At 53.5% G+C, this 16,509-nt stretch carries 13 protein-coding genes; all 13 read right to left on the reverse strand.

Features of this window, described 5'->3' with window-relative positions; translation table 11 throughout:
* Positions 1-51: 51 nt before the first annotated feature.
* The 13 genes from KGP21_RS22665 to KGP21_RS22725 all read right to left on the reverse strand — a co-directional run bounded on the left by KGP21_RS22665 (position 52) and on the right by KGP21_RS22725 (position 16,509).
* Positions 52-1,197 (reverse strand): fimbrial protein, encoded by a 1,146-nt coding sequence (locus KGP21_RS22665; protein ID WP_037375677.1) that lies wholly within the window; start codon positions 1,195-1,197, stop codon positions 52-54.
* On the reverse strand, positions 1,188-3,740 hold the full coding sequence (locus tag KGP21_RS22670; RefSeq protein ID WP_223500278.1) for a fimbria/pilus outer membrane usher protein: 2,553 nt from the start codon (positions 3,738-3,740) through the stop codon (positions 1,188-1,190). Before KGP21_RS22670 ends, KGP21_RS22665 begins: the two co-directional genes overlap by 10 nt.
* Positions 3,741-3,844: 104 nt before the next feature.
* On the reverse strand, positions 3,845-4,519 hold the full coding sequence (locus tag KGP21_RS22675; protein WP_021806159.1) for a molecular chaperone: 675 nt from the start codon (positions 4,517-4,519) through the stop codon (positions 3,845-3,847).
* A 99-nt stretch (positions 4,520-4,618) separates the two neighbouring features.
* Positions 4,619-5,143, reverse strand: a complete 525-nt coding sequence (locus tag KGP21_RS22680; RefSeq protein ID WP_021806160.1) for a fimbrial protein — start codon at positions 5,141-5,143, stop codon at positions 4,619-4,621.
* A gap of 499 nt (positions 5,144-5,642) precedes the next feature.
* Complete coding sequence (locus tag KGP21_RS22685) at positions 5,643-6,191, reverse strand: tyrosine-type DNA invertase (RefSeq protein ID WP_021179836.1); 549 nt, start codon at positions 6,189-6,191, stop codon at positions 5,643-5,645.
* Between the two features lie 592 nt (positions 6,192-6,783).
* Positions 6,784-7,518, reverse strand: coding sequence for an SDR family NAD(P)-dependent oxidoreductase (locus KGP21_RS22690; protein ID WP_223498295.1), 735 nt, complete (start codon positions 7,516-7,518; stop codon positions 6,784-6,786).
* Between the two features lie 4 nt (positions 7,519-7,522).
* Complete coding sequence (locus tag KGP21_RS22695) at positions 7,523-7,771, reverse strand: acyl carrier protein (RefSeq protein WP_209554722.1); 249 nt, start codon at positions 7,769-7,771, stop codon at positions 7,523-7,525.
* Positions 7,772-7,786: 15 nt separating this feature from the next.
* Positions 7,787-8,596, reverse strand: coding sequence for a MaoC/PaaZ C-terminal domain-containing protein (locus KGP21_RS22700; protein ID WP_223500279.1), 810 nt, complete (start codon positions 8,594-8,596; stop codon positions 7,787-7,789).
* Positions 8,593-9,843 carry a beta-ketoacyl synthase gene (locus KGP21_RS22705; protein WP_223500280.1) on the reverse strand — a complete coding sequence of 417 codons (1,251 nt, stop codon included), beginning with the start codon at positions 9,841-9,843 and terminating at the stop codon, positions 8,593-8,595. Before KGP21_RS22705 ends, KGP21_RS22700 begins: the two co-directional genes overlap by 4 nt.
* A 4-nt stretch (positions 9,844-9,847) precedes the next feature.
* Positions 9,848-11,242 (reverse strand): efflux transporter outer membrane subunit, encoded by a 1,395-nt coding sequence (locus KGP21_RS22710; protein WP_223500282.1) that lies wholly within the window; start codon positions 11,240-11,242, stop codon positions 9,848-9,850.
* The gene (locus KGP21_RS22715) at positions 11,239-13,194 is read right to left on the reverse strand and encodes a MacB family efflux pump subunit (protein WP_021806167.1); all 1,956 of its coding nucleotides are present in this window, start codon (positions 13,192-13,194) and stop codon (positions 11,239-11,241) included. Before KGP21_RS22715 ends, KGP21_RS22710 begins: the two co-directional genes overlap by 4 nt.
* Positions 13,187-14,362 (reverse strand): efflux RND transporter periplasmic adaptor subunit, encoded by a 1,176-nt coding sequence (locus tag KGP21_RS22720; protein ID WP_166733267.1) that lies wholly within the window; start codon positions 14,360-14,362, stop codon positions 13,187-13,189. Before KGP21_RS22720 ends, KGP21_RS22715 begins: the two co-directional genes overlap by 8 nt.
* Complete coding sequence (locus KGP21_RS22725) at positions 14,362-16,509, reverse strand: peptidase domain-containing ABC transporter (RefSeq protein WP_223500284.1); 2,148 nt, start codon at positions 16,507-16,509, stop codon at positions 14,362-14,364. The genes KGP21_RS22720 and KGP21_RS22725 overlap by 1 nt, the downstream gene beginning before the upstream one ends.

Below are 16,509 nucleotides of genomic sequence, written 5' to 3' on the forward strand. Positions count from 1 at the left end.
TTAGTTAAACTTACTTTCGCAGAAAGTTCGAGATTGCCGATGCAAACGGGATTATTCCATTTTTACCGTAATAGTCGCGGTTGCCTCAAAGTCTCCAACTTTCGGTGCTTTGCCGGTCGTGCTAATAGGGTAGAAATTCAATGTCGTCTGACTATCGCTATTGATATTACCCAAGCCATTCATTTCCATTGATAGCCGATCTCCAGGCGAAATAACCTGAGTGTTCCCGCCACGTTTTTCCTCAATTCTGATCGCAATATCATCATTATTCGACGTCACCGAACCATTAGTGGTAGTGGTCTTCAGGGCAGTAGGATCATGAGGATTCACCTCGCCCTCAAACAGCAAGCTGATTTTTGCGCGCGTCGACAGGTTGGTACACTCCAGATACAGGGTTTCTTCATGTATCTGGACGGTACTTGGCTTTTGGCCTTTAACTTTAAAATCGGTGGACATAATGCTGCCAAAGGGCACGGTAATCATTGGATTTTTAAGTTCGCATTTTTGCGGCACGGTGATCTTACCGCTCATGCTCACTGAAGCCGTTGGTCTGCTCCCCCGGCCTACATTGGGATCCGAATTAATATAGACATCCAACAGGGGAGAATGCGTTATTGTCGACGTGCCAATAACCGCCTGCCTGAAATAGAGATGAACTAATCCTTGTGCACCACTATCATAGAGTACGCCCTTACAATCCTGAGGCCGGTTAAAAAAACCATTCCCCCGCCATCCGTTACCTGGGAAAGGCACAGGGAAATATTTATTGACGGCACCGGCAATATACACATCCATAGCAGCAGAAAAATCCTCGCTACCGCTCAACGAATAGAACTGCCTGCTACCATCCCCATCCGGCAGAGGCGCCCCCCTTGGGACAGCCATAATAAACGACTCTTTCATCCGAGTTTCGCTACCGCAGTCGCAGTTGACCCGATACCCGTCCCCCTCGTTCTGCCACACATTTTCGGCCTTATTCACCTCATAAAACGTCTTGCCAGCCGTGTTCTTATCCGGATGGTCGAACAACTGATTAAACGTAAAGTGATAACCCATAGTGGAGCCTGCAGGTTCGCACTGCCCGATGGCTGCCTGCGCCGATGGCAGGCTCCCCAATCCCAAGGCGATAACTCCCCCGATGGCTGAATAATGCACTAACGATTTCCATTTATTCATCATTAAAGCCTTTATAAACATTGGCCATTCATCAAACGGATCCCGGCGCTATCTTGTTGCTCCGGCACACTGTAAGACACTTGGCATTGCTGTGACGCGGCGTTGCCCCACTTGACCTGCAACTTGCCGCTACCGGCCATCCCAGAGAGGAATACCTGACCACCGTCACCGACGATGCTGCCGTTGTCACCCCCATTGCTATCGGTTACGGTGGCACCGAACGGTACTGGCGCCCCCTGCCTCAACAGGGTCATCAATACCCGCTGACCGACATTAGGTTTGAACTCGGCGCGCACGATGGCACCACGGGTTGGGATCACCGTCTGACTGGTTATCGTCATATCGACATCATCTGGCAGAGTAGTGGTATTTATCGCAATATTGTTTTTGCGATAAACCGTGGCATAAGGCACCACGGCATAGCCACGCCAGTCGGTCGTCACTCCTGATTGGTTGGCTATATTGACACCCTTGGCTCCCGGTGCTTTCACCAGCACCGCTGTCTCATTCATCTGTTGCGAGAGTGTCAAACCGTCTTCGTGCAAGAGGATCCCACCCTGCACACCGTAGTTGAGGCGTTGATCGGAACGGTTATAGCCATACCCCACGTTGACTCTGCCCAAGCCGCCACGATAGCCAAGGCTGCTATTGCCGTAAGCTCCGACTCCCTGGCTGGTGTAGCCCTGGCTGACGTTATAGCTCAGGTTATTACTGGGTAATGCGGTACCGTTCAGGCCGACTGAGTTACTGGTGGTGCCTTTACGGCTGGTATTCAGGTTGTAGCTTGCATAGCTGTCAGACAGCCTTCCACCCAATGGCATGCTGATATTTAAGGCGAGAATATGGTCGTCGTAGTTGACGCGTTCGCCGCTGCTGTCATAACCATCTCTGCTGAAGGTGTAGTTCAGGCCATAGCTGATACTGTTCCAGCTATTGTTATACCCGACGCTCACCGACTGGTTACGGCGCCGATCGTTCCAATAATCTTCGTTGTACAGACTGAGCGACAGTGAACCGGCACCTTCCCATAGCGTCTGGCTCATCGACAGTTCAGCACGGCTCTTCTTGTGATTCTGACTTTGTGATGTTTTGCCGCCGGTATAGGTATTTAACGTTTCCTGCAGCGTATAGAACCCCGCCGTAGAGTAACGATAGCTGGCCAAGGTGAAGCTGGTACCCGTTTCGACAAAGTTCTTGCCGTAACGCATACGCCACGACTGGCCGCGCTCTTTGGCAGAAAATTCAGGTTTAGACCAAGCCTGGGTAACATCGGCAGAAAACGCGCCGATAACCCCCATGTTTTGCCCCCAGCCGAGAGCCAGTGCCTGATATTTGCTGGCGGCCTGCACGCCGCCGTAGAGGGTGGCCCCACTCGGCAAGCCGTAGATCGCCGTGCCTTGAGTAAACAACGTATCATCCACGTTACTGTTGGATGAACGATATTGGCCGCTGGTCAGGCTGTATTTGAAACGCCCTTGCCGCTGTAACACCGGGACGGAAGCAAACGGCACCACTAACCTTTGCTCGCTGCCATCGCTCTCTTTAATGCTCACTTGCAGATCGCCGCTGCCCGCCGTCGGATAGAGATCGCTGATTTCAAAGGCCCCAGGTGGCACATAGCTCTGATAAATGACATAGCCGTTCTGGCGAACCGTGACCTGAGCGTTACTGCGGGCAATGCCTCGCACCGTCGGTGCATAACCCCTCAAACTCTCTGGCAGCATGTCATCATCCGAAGCTAACTGACCGCCACGGAAAGGCACGCTGTCAAACACCTCACTTTGGGAGGAGCTATCGCCCAGTATCAACTGGCTCTTCAGCGCCACGATATCGCGCTGTAAATAGGTATTGATGGAATCCCAGTGGCTTTCACCCTCAGAGTCACGATTCCAGGTTGAGTAGTTACGCAGACGCCAGGCGCCGAGGTTGATCCCTGAACGCAGGTTGAGATAATAGCTATTGCTGTCCGAGCTCTTACTGCTACGTGCCCAACTGTTGGCACCGCTAAAGTTATAGTTGACCAACAGCGCCGGTATTCCCTGATCCCACTGGTCTGGCGGAACATAGCCACGAACAGTCGAGTTCAATGCCGCCTGGGGGATACTGATGTCCAACCGCTGTTGATTAAAACGGAACGAGGCCGATGCCTGGGGAATGATCTGCGCCAGATTAACGCACTGCCCAGAGGCCGGGATAGCGGGGAAGGAAGCGATCTTCACGCCCATTGCCTCAAGCATATCGCTGCTTAGGCAAGGCTGCAGGCTATCCTCACCTGCCGGGCTTCGCTGCAGGGAGAAATCAAGATCCTGGGTATCGATCATCGCCCCATTCAGATAGATATCAACCCGGTACGTACCTGGGGCCTGAGTACGGCCATCTTCAAAAACCGTCAGATCAGCCCCTCGCTGAGACGGATTATCAAGCTCCAGCAGTGCCGGGTTAAAGTAATCGCGGGCCTGTGCGCTACCGGACATTCCCATTAACATGGCAACCTGACATGAGATCAACCAGGTCAGCGGGGTACGGTCAAATCCGCGCGAGCCTATACGCTTCGGGTTTTTCATCCATTTAACTCCATTTATCAGCCGTGCCAGTAAATTCCGGCAAGCCGCGTCCCTTCCCTGTACTACCTGTGCAGGGATTAGCTGTATTTAATCTGGTGAATGCCTTATAGAACCCCGATAAACGGTTTAGTAATACCGCCGTAATCGTTAATAACTTCCCAGCTCAATGCCCCACCAAGACTACCGTCGGGTAGTTCAAAGCGCGCACTGGACTTCGGTGCAACCATGCTGACATTTTTCAGCGGACTACCATTAACCTTGACTGAGAATAGCGTGATAAAATAGGGTGATGCATTGGTCACCTGAACCGCGTTACCGCTACGCTGCCAGGTCAATGTCTTGGCGGCGTCCTCTAACGTACCGGGTAACCCCTGTGGGCGATAAATCAGCTTGATGCGCGTCTTGACCGCAATTTGTAAACTGTTTTCCTGTTTCTTAGCCGAAGGAATAGATTTGATGTTCAGCCAATAGAGAGATTCTTTATCGGTCGGTAAATTCCCGCCAGCACGCACTACGCGTAGAATATTATTCTGCTCACCATCCAAACGGAATAAAGGAGGGGTAATGATAAATGGCGCCTTGGACGTGTCCCCTTCATGCGTGTCAACCCAGGACTGAATGAGATAGGGCACCTTATCCGGGTTATTAATCCCCAGAGAGGCTTCTTTTTTACCACCGTCATAAACCAGGCGCGTTCCGCCGACAATAATGCCCGCCTGTACCTGCGCACCAAAGGTTAGTAACAGCGCTGCGACTATTGTGCTCCGCCAGACTTTCATTGCTTATTCACCACTTCGGCCATTGAGAGAAAGGCCAGGGGATGGCTTTCGCCCCCCTGACCAGCCTTATACCGCCCGTATCAGCCGAGCGGATAAAACTTACTGATAGATAATGGTAAAGTTGCTTACTGCGTTAGCCTTACCCGCAGTGACGGTGGCTGAAGTCGCGTAGTAACGTGCAACAAACCCGAGCACGTTATCTTCGGTGCTGCTCAGCGGGTAAACGCTTGAATCCGTGTGCAGGTTAATCACTTTGTTGTTGTTGTCAGCAATCTGAACACCAACGCCAGTGGCAACACCTGGCTCATCGGTCAGCGCCAGAACGGCATCGTTACCCGCAACCTGGATACCATCAAAACGCACTGTCGCCGCTTTAACCGTATCTGGGCAGTCTTGCAGGATCAGGGAGAAATCCTTAGAGGCAGCAGTGACGCCAGCGCCACCCTTGAATGCGCCGACAAATACTTTACCCAGAGTAACGGTCTGGTTTTCTGAATCAGAATGCACAGTACAAGCTTGATCGATGATTTCACCAGCGAAGTTTACTTTGCCGTCTGCAGCGAACGCCGCGGTGGAAAACGCGGAGGCGGCCAGTACAGCCACGGCGAGCAGATTCTTGTTCATAGACTACTTTTCCTTTTAAATAATGCACTTCAAATACGCGCATTTGTTTATTTTTGACATAACCCTATGTCATTCCTTTTTATTTAGTTCATCGACTGAAACACGCCTGCGCAAATAGCAATGGGGCAGTAATACCTTTCCAGCCAAACGATTCATTTTGAACTAAAGTGACTCCTTTGGTTTAACGTGCCAAGGATGGCCTTAAAAAAAACAACGAATAGTTTAATGCTCTGAAAATTATAGGAATAAAAGAATTATGAGCTAGTTATAAAACAGGAAAGTTTCGATCTTGGATTTTTTTAGGTGGTCAAGTAAGAAAACACTTAAGGCTGGATGAGGGTTTATTATGGGGAAAATTATTTAACTCATTGTTATTTAATGACTTTATTAATCAAGATGAATTATTGAATAGTTAGTGTTGACATTATTTTTGAGTATCCTTAGAGTATGTTGCAATTTAGTTCAAAGTGACTCATTAGACATATTTTCCTTACTCAAATCACCATACTTCCTTGAACCGCCTGGCATTGCTTGCCGTATATAACACCGTATTCTGAATATTCCTATGGCCAAGAAAATCCTGAATCAAACGCGTATCAATTCCCCGGTCCGCCAAGGCAAAACCGCAGCCATGGCGCAGCATATGGGGATGTGCATTGACCTCTAGATTGGCCGCCTCACTGTAATTACGAATGAGCCAATAAATACGTTGGCGTGATAACCGAGATCCCCGGTTAGAAAGAAACAACCACTCGCTATCCGCACCACGATAATGTTTTCTCTTGGCCATCCAACGCTGTAAACACTTACGCTCGCGCACATACAAAGGATGAACCGTTGAGAAGCCGTTTTTCAATCGATGAATATAAATATTGCCACCTTCAAGATCGATATCTGACAGCCGCCAACTATTGATTTCACTCACGCGGCAACCATGAATAAAACACATATAAATCAAACAGTAATCTCTCTCTGGGTTCTTGCCTTTCAGCGTTGCCTCTAGCAGTTTTTCCACTTCGGAAGGCGTTAAATGTTTACGACTGGTCATAGTACCTCTTTGACTTTTCACCAAAATTATGTGGATTTTTCCTCCCTTTTATTTCCACAACAACGCTCAGGAGCATTGGCCCCTGCCTTCGGATAACATCCTGGATCCTACGCGGAGTATAGCCGATAAATAATTACGAAACAGCCAGGTCATTGAACAATGATAATTACCCATGATCTAACGCAAATTAGCTAACATTTAGATTAAAATCAGTAGTTCAGCTCAGCTATAGGTTAATAAAACAGCAAGATTAAATTGCGCAACATAATAACAACAGGATAAAAGCAATAAATACAACATAAAAAACCCTTGATGAAAAAATCAATAACAGTTAACCCCGGCAACCTAATGATCAGTAAAAAACAGTGGTGTTCGACAGTGGCCTCACCAGAGAATAATCCCAAAATAAAAGCATATAAAACAAATGATAAACATAGTTACTACCTATATAAAAAGGCAGCTTTATCGGAAAATACGCATAATGATTGGGTTGAAAATCAAACGGAGAAAAATAAATTCGCAGGAACGTACGGCAATAAAAAGGGGCACCGATAGACAGTGCCCCGACTTGATACAGGATGTATTAACGCGCTCAGACGGTCAAACCACCGTCTAGCACCAAAATTTGCCCCGTCATATAACGGCTATCATCACCGATGAGAAACGCGGTGGTACGCGCTACCTCGCTGGCTTTGCCCAGGCGGCGTAAAGGAATTTGCTTGCGCAGCGCCTTCAGCGCCTCCGGCGGAATGGCCTGTGTCATCTCGCTTTCGATAATCCCGGGCAACAGGCAGTTCACTCGGATACCAAAGCGCGCCACTTCCAGCGACAGAGATTTCCCCAGGCCGATCATCGCCGCCTTACTGGCCCCGTAGGCCGTTTGCCCGGAGTTGCCCTTGATGCCCGTCACCGAGGACATCAGCACCATAGCCCCTTCCCCCTGCGCCATCATGGCGGGCAGCAGGTGGCGGTTCCAATAAAAGATGCCGTTGAGGTTGGTGTCGATCACCTGCCGCCAGCGCTCGCCGGTTTGCTGGATATGCAAATCATCCAGCGTGATCCCGGCGTTATGGATCACCGCAAAAGGTGCACCGAGGCGTGCCAGCAACTGCGGAGCTACAAGGTTCACCGCCTGCTCGTCACTGCCGTCACACACGCAGCTTTCCACCCAGCCAGGCAACCCCGCGCAGGCTTCAATCACCGCCGCGCTGGCCGCCTTGCCGTTACGGCATGTGAACACCACGTTCCATTGCTTGGCCAACTCTTCCACCAATGCGCGGCCAATTCCCCGGCTCCCACCGGTCACTAACACCCATCGTTTAGTCATGAGATTACTTTTGTGCATCGGCCAGGTGTTGACAGAGTTCACCCAGCGTCATAGTCGGCTGATTGATGAACATTTCTGCGGTGAGCGTGGCTCCGAACTCGCGCTTCGCCAGCACCATCAGCTCCACATAGTCCAGGCTGTCCAGCTTCAACTGGCGCAGGGGCATCTCTGGCGCCAGATCGGCCATCCCGAGATCTTTGGCATCACAAATCATTTCCGTGACGGTGTCGTAAACCTGTTGGTAGTTTTCCATGGTTATATCCTTATGTTAATGATCGGCCATTGGCCATGTTTTTAAGGTGACGGAAGTCGCCAGCAGCGGATGCCACTCCGTTCTGGCCTCAATCACCGTGCGTAACACCAATCCGCTGCTTTTATTCCCGATCACCAGCATCGGCTGAATGCGGTAGTACAGCCGATCTTCGGGTGCAAATAGCGTTTCCGGGTTGAATAATCGGGCGCTGAAGTGGGTCTCATGATGCGTCTGTACCACTGGGCTCTGGGCAAACACCTCAATCAGCGTGGTGGCCTGCAGTTCCGGAAGCGTCGTCGCCAACATCGCCACGGTTTCCGGGGATTTCACCAGCAGTTGGAACAGCAGGGCGTCAAAGAAACTCCATGCCTGAGTGGTATCCGATGCCTGCCCTGGGAACGGCTGGCAGAGTGCCATCACCTCGTTAACGGTCAGCGCATGCTCGTGATCGGAAGCCACCAAGTCTAGTGACCTAGCCGGAACCAGCTTGCTGCTGAAGCAACTTTCCTGCGTGGCACAATCCCGCAACTCACCGGTGATCTGCTTGCCATTGCCCGCTATCTGCAAGTGATACGGCGTCTGGCACAACACCGGTCGGCGCATACGGGTGCTGAACACATAAAAGGCATGCTCCAGCGGATCCGCAAGCAGCACCGCACTCAGATGACGTTTCATATCCAGCATCGCACGCATCCCGTGGACGCTCAGTTGATCGGCCCCCATTTTGCGTACGTGTTGCAGATCAAAGTGGATCGGGTTGTAGTCGCCGGAAAAAGCAGCCCATTCCTCGGCATCGCGCAGGGTGTAGTTGAAGATCATGCTCATGCCTGCCCGATAACCAACGCCGCGTTAGCGCCGCCGAAGCCGAAGCTCAGATTCAAGATGTTCTTTAACCGGGCCGGGCGGTGCCCTTCGCTGATGTAGTCCAGATCGCACTCCGGGTCAGCATTTTTCAGATGACAGGTGGCGGGCATCAGCTGATGCTGCAACGCTTGCAGGCAGATGATGGATTCAAAGCTGCCTGCCGCCGCAATCAGATGCCCGGAGTAAGACTTGGTGCTGGAAAGCGGCGTGCTGTAGGCCGCGTCGCCAAAGGCCAGCTTGATCGCCTGGGTTTCATTCAGATCGTTGAGGGGCGTAGAGGTGCCGTGTGCATTGATATAGTCAATCTCCTCCGCCGTCACCCCGGCCTGGTGCAAGGCATGCTGGATGGTTTTCACCCGGGCAAGCTTGTCTTCCGCGGGAGCGGTAAAGTCGAAGGCATCAGAGTAATTGCCGTAGCCCTTGATTTCCCCCAGGATGGTTGCCCCGCGAGCCAGTGCGGCTTCGCGTTCTTCCAGGCACAACACGGCAGCACCTTCGGATAGCACAAAGCCATTGCGATCGAGGCTGAACGGGCAGCAGGCCTTGCTGATATCATCCTGCTCACTCGTCAAAGCACGCAGCACATCGATATTCCAGACGGCAGTGTCGCTGCTTAACGACTCTCCTGCCCCGGCCAGCATCATCGAGGCACGGCCACTGCGGATCACCTCAAACGCATCGCCAATGGCAATCGTCCCGGTCGCACAAGCCGCAATCGGACTATTTTGATAACCACGCAGCCCCCAGAACAGGCTACAGGCGGCCGTCGCGACATTCGGCATGGACAGGAAGCAGCCAAAGGGTGAACCCAGTCCTGCCCGCAAAAAGTCCTCATGATTGTTTTGAATTTCATCCTGGCCCGCCCAGCCGCTGCCGATGATAGTGCCGCACTCCAGCAAATCGTAATAGGCTGCCGGGCTCTCCCCATGGAAAGCCATCTCCATTGCTTCGCGGGCCGCCCCCAAGGCTAACCGGGCAAAGCGTGGCAAACGGCGGCGGATCGCGGCAGGCACCCCTTTCAAGTCTGGTTCGTCGTCGATCACCCCCAAGAAACGTGACTGGATCCCCACGGCAGATTTATCGTAATAGCGGTAGCCTTGTTGATAATCCATCATCGCCGCCCAGCTTTGCTCGGTATTCATCCCCAATGGCGTGACCGCACCGAACCCCGTAACCACCACGCGACGTGGCAAAGCATCTCTATTCATGATCTCATCCTGTTATATCACCGTCTTTTTCCACACCGCCGCCCAACGCCAGCCACAGCTTCATGGTGGCGTTGAGGTAGTTGTACTGCAGATCTGACAAATTGCTTTCAATGGTCAATAACGCATCCTCGGCATCCAGCAAGGTCTGGAGGGAGGCCGCACCGGCCTGATACTGGCTGTTGGCCAGCGCCAAACGCTGATGACCAAGCCGCAGGTTGCGTTGCTGATTGATTTTTTGCTGTTGATAGCTGAGCCGTTGCGACATGGCGTTGTCCACGTCCGCCAACGCGTTGTAGACCTGGCTGCGGAAAGCGATCGCCGCCTGCTTGACGTCTAAATCGGCTATTTCGATGGTCAGTTGCACGGTATTCCAGTTCAGGAAGGGTAAAGCAACGCTGCTCCCCAAGCTTCTGCTCGGGTTGCTGAACCACTGCTGGAAAATCGTGCTGCCCGCATTGAGTGAAGCACTCAGCGAAAGCGAAGGGTAGAAGTTCAAACGCTCCACATCCGACCCTGCCAGCGCAGCACGCAAAGTCTTTTCTGCCGCCTGCACATCAGGCCGACGGGCAATCGCTTCTACCGGCAAAGCGCTCGCTACCGGCACTTCCTGATTGATATCAAGGGAGCGGCGTTCGGCCTGGCGATCGGTGGGTGAACGGTTGAACAGGATCGCCAGCGCGTTGCGATTCTCTTCCCGCTGCTGTTGCAGCGTGCGGTAGTTATTCTCACGATTGATCAGCGATTGCTGTGCCTGTTGCAGGTCGATCTGCCCGGCGGCACCGGCGTCATAACGCGATTGCACCATCGCCAGCGTCTGTTGGCCGATTTCCAGCCCCGCTTGCTGTTGCTTGATTTGCTGATTAAGGTTGGCGATCTGCCAATAATACTGCGCCGTGTTGCCGATGAGCGTCAGCGCGGTGTTTTGCCGATCCTGTTCCTTGGCCTCAGCCTGCCACTGCGCCTGCTCTCTGGTTCGTGCCAGTTTGCCCCACAAATCCAATTCATAACTTAGCTCCAGACCACTGTTGTAAGACTCTGTGGAGTTCGTATTCTGACGCAGGTTCTTGCTATTACTGACCCCGCCGTTTGCCGTCGCGGTTGGCGTCAGGTTGGTATTCTTCAGCCCGGCCGCCAGCCTCGCCTGCTGGAGTTGCAGCCCGGCAATGGCCAGATCGTTGTTGCTGGTCAGCACCCGCCCAATCAGCACGGAGAGCTGCGGATCGTCGAAGTTATCCCACCAATGCTCGGTGTGTTGCAGAAAATCGCTTCCGCTCTGTTGCATCCGCCACTCGGCAGGTACTGACAGCATTGGCCGCTGATAATCGCTTTTCGTCAAGGAGCCACAACCGCTCAACAGCAGTGGCAATAGCATCACCAGAGAAAGTTTGTTGTTCGTCATTCGCGCGCCAACGCCTCCGTTGGATGCAGACGCGCCGCATTGCGCGCCGGGAAAAAACCAAAACCCAAGCCGATCAACGCCGAGAACCCACAGGCCAGCACCAACGGCGGCCAGGTAAAAATCATGGTGAACTCCTGTGTCACCAGGGAGAAAATCACCCCGGCCAGCCCGGAGCCAATAATGCCAATCAACCCACCCAGCGAGCAGATCACCATCGCCTCAATCAGGAACTGGCGCATGATGTCCACTGGCCGCGCACCGACCGAAAGGCGTATGCCGATCTCATGGGTACGTTCGGTAACCGAAACCAGCATGATGTTCATCACGCCAACCCCGCCCACCAGCAGTGAAATCCCGGCAATGGCGGTGATCAGCAGCGTCATCGAATCCGAGGCTTTACGGATGGCCTTGGTCATCTGGTCATTGGTTTGGGTGAAAAAATCGCGCCGGCCATGCGCCTGTTCCAACAGCCGTTCGACGCGCCCCTGTGCTTCGATAAGCGAGGACCCTTCGTGCACACGCAGCATAATCGACTCGATCGGCATATCGCCGGACATGCGCTCCAGCACTGCGGTATAAGGCATCCAGGCACCCAACATCATGCCGCTGTATTTGCCGCCTTTAGGTTCAGCAACGCCGATCACCCGGTAAGGGGTACCTGCAAGCTGGACGATCCCGCCCTCAGCCACTTCATCCGGCTCAAACAGCGTGTCGCGTAATTGCGGATCGATGATCACCACCGGCTCACGCTCATCCAGATCGCGCCGGGTAAAGCCGTTGCCGGAAAGGAAATTCAGGCCCTGCACACGAAAATAGGCGTTGCTGATACCGGAAATCGAAGCCATCGCCTCTTTGCCACCGCGCACCGCGGCCACGGTTTTGCTGACCACCGGCGATACGCTGTCGACATAAGGCTGGTGCTCCAACAGCTCAACATCAGCCACCGTCAGCGAGCGGGCGAGGTCCGGGCGCGGTTTATCCCACCCCAGTCCGGGGCGGACATCTAAGGTACTGCTACCTAATTGGCTAATTTCATTGAGTATATTTTGACGTGCGCCCTCACCCACCGCCATTGACGACACCACGGAAGAGACGCCGATAATGATGCCCAACATCGACAAAAAGGCCCTTGCTCGATGCCCCAGCAACGCACGCCAGGCCATCTTGACCGCCTCTTGCACGCTCGGCCAGAACGGGTTGCGCCCGGTAGCCGCGGCAACTGGCAGCGCAGGTTTGGTTTCCTGCAGGGCTACCGCCTCATTACGCTGGTCGGCCACGATCTCGCCGTCGCTGATTTCGATAATGCGCTGCGCCTGATTGGCCACGTCCCGATCGTGGGTGACGATAATGATGGTATGCCCCGAACGGTGCAGGGAATGCAGGATCCCCATCAGTTCCTGACCACTGGCACGGTCGAGCGCACCGGTCGGTTCATCGGCCAGAATGATTTCCGCCCCGTTCATCAACGCCCGGGCAATACTGACACGCTGCTGTTGCCCACCGGAGAGTTGCGCCGGTTTGTAATCCATTCGGTGCTGCAATCCAAGCCGGGTGAGCAGGTATTCGGCCCGCGTCTGGCGTTCTGCCGCAGGCATCGCGGTATACAGGGCGGGAATGGCGACGTTTTCGGCGGCGCTCAGGTAGGGCATCAGGTGATAACGCTGGAAAATAAACCCGATGTACTGACTGCGTAGCTGAGCCAACTGCTCACTGCTGGCAAGCTGGGTGGAGATCCCCTTGATCTGCATCTCCCCCTGCGTAGGCTTATCCAGGCAGCCGATGATATTCATCAGCGTGGATTTCCCCGAGCCGGACGCGCCAATGATCGCCACCATTTCGCCACGCTGAATGGAGAGAGAGATATTTTTCAGCACCGCCACGGTCTGCAACCCGGAGACAAAATGGCGGGAAATGCCGCTCAGTACGATCAAGGGAGTGGATAACTTAACCATTGCTAGCACTCCCGACGGCACGCTGCGCCAGTACTACGCGGTCTCCCTCTTTCAGCCCCTCTTTCACTTCGGCAAACTGGCGATCGTTCAGGCCGATGCGGATCCAGCGTGTTTCAAGCTGTTTGCCATTCATCACCTGTACCTGATAACGATCTTTACCCTGCTGTTCACCGAAGGCGGCCACCGGCACGCGCAGGGCATTCTTCACCTGTTCGGTGATAATAAAGACCTGAGCGGTCATCGAGGTGCGCAACAGACGTTTGCTGTTGGCAATGGCAAACACGCCGCTGTAATAGACCGCCGAAGCCTGCTGATTGGCAGAGCCTGACGAGTTACCTTCCTGCAAGGCTTCGTTCGGGGCTTCCTGGATCGAGCCCATCACGCTTTCGTAACGCTGTTTGGGATCGGCAACAACGTAGAACCACAGTGGTTGCCCGACTCGCACCTTCAGGATATCAGTCTCCGAAATACGGGTGTGTACCGTCATGGTGTCGACATCCGCCAGCACCAGAATGGTCGGCACGGTTTGTGACGACACGATGGTCTGCCCTTCTTTGGTGACGATCCCCAACACTTCGCCATCGATCGGCGCGACGATGCGGGTAAAGTCCAGATTGGCTTTCGCGGTTTGCTGCTCCATCTGCGCCTGAACGATCTGCGCGTCGTTGACCTTCAACTGGGCAAGCTGGGTTTGGAACTGCGCCTGCGCCTTCTCCAGATCGCTTTTCACGCCTGAACCATCACGATCCAGCCTCATTTGACGCTTCAATTCCTGCTGATACTGCTTGAGCGTTGCCTGGGTGACCTGTTTCTGCGCCTGAGCGCTTTGCAAGGCAGCCTCCGATTTACGCAACTCATTCTGTTGCAAGGTCGGATCGATTTCCGCCAGCAGTTGTCCTCGGGTGACGCGATCGCCCTGCTTCACATACAGCTTTTGCAATTGTCCGTTAACCTGCGCACCGACGCTGACCTGCAACGCCGGTTTGAGGATACCGGTGGCCAACACGGTTTTCTCGATATCGCCACGGGCGATCTCTTCGATGTCATAGGTATTATTGTGCGTAGGCCCAACGATGAACCAGGCGATCGTGCCGATCAACACCACCTGACACAGCAAGGCAATCGACACTAGCCTGCGTTTATCCATGCCAAACATTTTCAACTTCATTAACTCACCGCCGTGGTTAACGCTGTTGACGCTTCAAGCTCCGTAGCAACGCTCACCACATGGCCGTTGCTCACGCGGTACACCCGATCAAACATCGGCAATACGCTTTCGCTGTGCGTCACGGTGATCAGCGTTTTATGCTGCTCGCGACAATGCGTCAGCAAGGTGGTCATCACCTGGTGCGCCGTTTCCTCATCCAGGTTGGCCGTAGGCTCATCGAGCACCAGCACCGGACGATCGCTGTACATAGCCCGCGCCAGCAGCAGACGTTGGCGCTGCCCCAGCGAAAGCCCTGCATGGCTTTCACGGATCAGGGCATTCAAGCCCCCCGGAAGTTTTTCTATCACCGAGCTCAGATTCAGACCTGTAAGGGAGCGCTCGATCTGCCGATGTTTGCGCTCATCAAACCCCTCATCAAACAGGGTGATATTTTGCAGCACCGAGGCATTGAACAAGATGTCCTCCTGGCTTTGCAGGAAGAACAACGCGTGCACCTGCTGATAATCGAGCAGTTGGCCATCAACAATCACCTGCCCCTGCTGGGGTGTCATCAGGCCGGTCATCACCTTCAGCAAGGTACTTTTCCCCGCCCCCGACTCACCCACAATGGCAATGCTTTTCCCAGGTTTTAGCGACAGAGAAAGGTCTTGCAATACCGGCTGCTGGGCGTCATAGGCAAAGGCGATATTTTTATAACGTAACTGCGAAGTGAATTTAGGGATCGGTGTGGGTACCGCATCCTCCGCCCTATCCTGTTCAGGCCGCGATGGGAACAAGTCTCTGGCGCGGGTATCGATCACGTGCAACTGGTTCTTTTGCAGAACGGAGTAGAAAATCTTGGTGATATAAGAGGTGAAGATTTCACGCACAAAACTGTAGGCAAAGAACTCACCCAGCGTGATAGTGCCGTTTTTCAGCAACGGCAGCGCCAGCAACATAAAGAACACCATCTCCAGGCTGCCGATCAACTGATACAGGCTGCTTTTGACCTGCTCATACATCTTCTGCTGCTGGCGACAGGTAAACAACGACAGTGTAAACTTGGCGAACATCCCTTTGCGCTGGCTGTCCAATCCGGCGGACTTGATGGTGGAGAACCCTTGAATACTCTCCAGGATAAAGTCGCTCTGCTCGGCGGTTTTTACCTGCAACTGCTGGGTGTAAAAACGGTCACGATAGATGGCCCAGACGCTGACCAATCCCATCAGAGTGACCCCCACACCAGACACCATAGCCAGCAGCGGGCTCATGTAGCACATCACCGCCAGTGCGATAGCGCCAATGATCCAGTCGGTACGCAGGCCGTTATCCAGCTCGATTTTAGTCCCTGACGCCATCTGCCAGTTGGAAAAACGGCTGAAGACTTCGCCCGGCGCGCGTTTATCAAAGAAGTTCAGTGAATTGCTGAGCAGGCGCGAGAATCCCGCCACGCTGTTGATCACCACAAAGCGTTTGATAAAGCGCTCGGTGATCCAACGCACGCCGAAGGCCAGTGTGGTCGACACGACAAATGCCAGCAGGAAGTAGAAATAAGGGAAGTCGGTTTCACCTGCGCTGGAAAAAACCTGATTGATGGCGCTGCTGACCATCGTCGGCATAATAAACAGGGTTAAAGAGATCAGAAACGCCAGTATCATCAGCCGGTAAATACCGGGGATACGCGCGGTTTCTTTCAGGCTCATGGTGTCGGACGCACTGAAGCGCTTACTGGGCTGAACATTGGCCAGCGCCTGAGAGTCAGGCTGGGCTTCACTGTCCAGCACCAACGCATAACCGCTGATTTCCATTTTTAACGCATCAATCGGCAACAGTTGCTGACCAATGCCCGGGTTCATCACGCAGACATGATTACCTTTACGGTAGGCCAACACCACATAATGGCTCGCCCCATAATGTAAAATGGCAGGCAGCGGTATTTCCGCCAGTTCACCGTGCTCGAAAGCAACGGGATAGGCGGGCATCGCCAGTTCCGCCATAATGTCGCACAGTGTGGCCAGCGAGGTGCCATGCTGCGAGGCGGGATAGCGCTCCCGCAAGCTCTCCAATGGCGCACTGATGCCCTGCGTTTCCGCCATCATGGCGATGCAGGCCAGCCCACATTCATTCGTTTCGCCTTGAAACACCAGCGCCGGGATTATCTTTTCCAT

This window comes from Serratia sp. JSRIV004 (genome assembly GCF_019968705.1).
GTDB classification, from domain to species: domain Bacteria; phylum Pseudomonadota; class Gammaproteobacteria; order Enterobacterales; family Enterobacteriaceae; genus Chania; species Chania fonticola_B.